This window comes from Bacteroides sp. L10-4, assembly GCF_013373675.1.
Lineage (GTDB): Bacteria > Bacteroidota > Bacteroidia > Bacteroidales > Bacteroidaceae > Bacteroides > Bacteroides muris.
In genome coordinates, this window is record NZ_JABXJH010000133.1 from 1 (window position 1) to 1646 (window position 1646).

The 1646-nt window shown below is 43.1% G+C and carries 2 protein-coding genes; both read left to right on the top strand.

The window, feature by feature from the left end; all coding sequences use genetic code 11:
• Positions 1–171: 171 nt before the first annotated feature.
• Entirely contained in the window at positions 172–411 is a 240-nt protein-coding gene (locus HU824_RS19370) for a hypothetical protein (RefSeq protein ID WP_176469741.1), read from the top strand.
• 11 nt (positions 412–422) lie between these two features.
• Positions 423–1619 carry a hypothetical protein gene (locus HU824_RS19375; protein WP_304964676.1) on the top strand — a complete coding sequence of 399 codons (1197 nt, stop codon included), beginning with the start codon at positions 423–425 and terminating at the stop codon, positions 1617–1619.
• Positions 1620–1646: the final 27 nt, after the last annotated feature.

The following is a 1646-nucleotide window of genomic DNA, read 5'->3' on the forward strand; positions in this document are numbered from 1 at the left end:
TAACTAGGGTGTTCAGTTTGATGTTCCGAACAACGTCATTCAAAACACCTAAAAATTTAATAAAAATACGTGCTTAAAATATTGAATTTTAGCGCAAAGGAGTACATTGAAAATTTGTATAATTCATTGATTTTTAGTATTTTTTATAGTCTAATAATCAACTAAAAAGCAATGAAAAAATCAGGTTCAAATATCCCCGAGGAGACCCCGGAACAGGAGTTGAAACGTCTTCGTAAAGAGAACTCCAAGCTTAAAAGCAAACTCAAATCTCAAAAGGAGGCTGACAAAGCCAAAATCTCAGATTTGAAGAAAGAACTCAAAAAAAAAGACGTGCCGATGATAACCGTGACCGAAGAACAACGCAAGTTGCTTTCGAGCCTGTTCCCGGACATAGATTCTCTATTCAGCTAATAATGCTTTGCGTGCTGATCTATGTACGGACAGGATGCGGACTGCGAACCGTCATATCCATAATCGGGATATTTGAGGAGGTTACCGGAGAGCCATTGGGGAAGCTCCCGTGCTACAATTCTGTAGCCAACTGGGTTCGCAAGCTCGGACTTTCCGTCTATGAGGATGATGTTCCACAAGGCGGTAAGTATGCTCACATAATCGATGAAAGCATCATGATTAACAAGGAGAAACTTCTTGTAGTTCTGGGTGTTCCTGCTGAACATACAGGCAAACCACTGAGTCATGATGATGTCACCATATTGGGTATGCACATCGGGAACTGCTTCAAACGGAATGATGTCAAAGAGGTCATTGACAAAGCCTCTGAGAAAACCGGAAGTTCTCCGGAATATGGTATATCCGACGGTGCGCATAATCTTGTAGGCGGCTTTAAGGATGCAGGCATTGCCCATCATCTTGACATAAGCCACACATTGGGTAACTGCATGAAGCATGTCTATGGGAAGGATGCTGATTTTGTGTCACTAACCGAAAAACTCGGCAAAATCAGGCTGCAATATCATCTCACCGACATGGCATGGCTTCTGCCTCCCAATATGCGTGCCATGGCTCGGTTCATGAATCTTCGTGAATGGGTCACGTGGGGTCAGAAAATGCTTGGTTGTCTTGATTCCCTGGATGACGACATGAAGGAAGCTTATTCTTTTCTCCTTCAGTATAGAGACCTCATTGACGAACTTGGTGTCTGCGTCGAGTCCGTAACCTATCTTGAAACTCTTTGCAAGCGTGAAGGGTTTGGACTCAGAACCAACGCCCTTTGTCAGCATCATATCATCCGGAATCTAATCGGCAACGCCACCAACAGGCGGGCTTGTGTCGGTCTCAGAATGCTGGATTATTTCAAACGACAGGCTGCTGTGCTTAATGACAGCAGGCAGATACGAAACATTTCCTCGGACATAATTGAATCTGAATTCGGTATATTGAAATCAAAGGTATCTTCCAATAAACTTCACGGGTTCACACCGATGATTCTAATGCTGCCGCTATATCCCAAAATCGCTGTCTATTCTGACGCTAAAAAACAAAATTTCAAAGTACGCTTGGCCAATGTTAAACTTAAGGACATAGATCTCTGGGCCAAGGAGAATCTATCTCCGAATCGGGTGGCTCTGCGTTCCAGAACACTCAATAATGCGAGTTAATTTTGGAACATAGAACTGAACACCCTA

Bases quoted from the DNA above. Each gene is read 5' to 3' on its own strand.
- HU824_RS19370 (WP_176469741.1), top strand. From the start codon at position 172: ATGAAAAAATCAGGTTCAAATATCCCCGAGGAGACCCCGGAACAGGAG.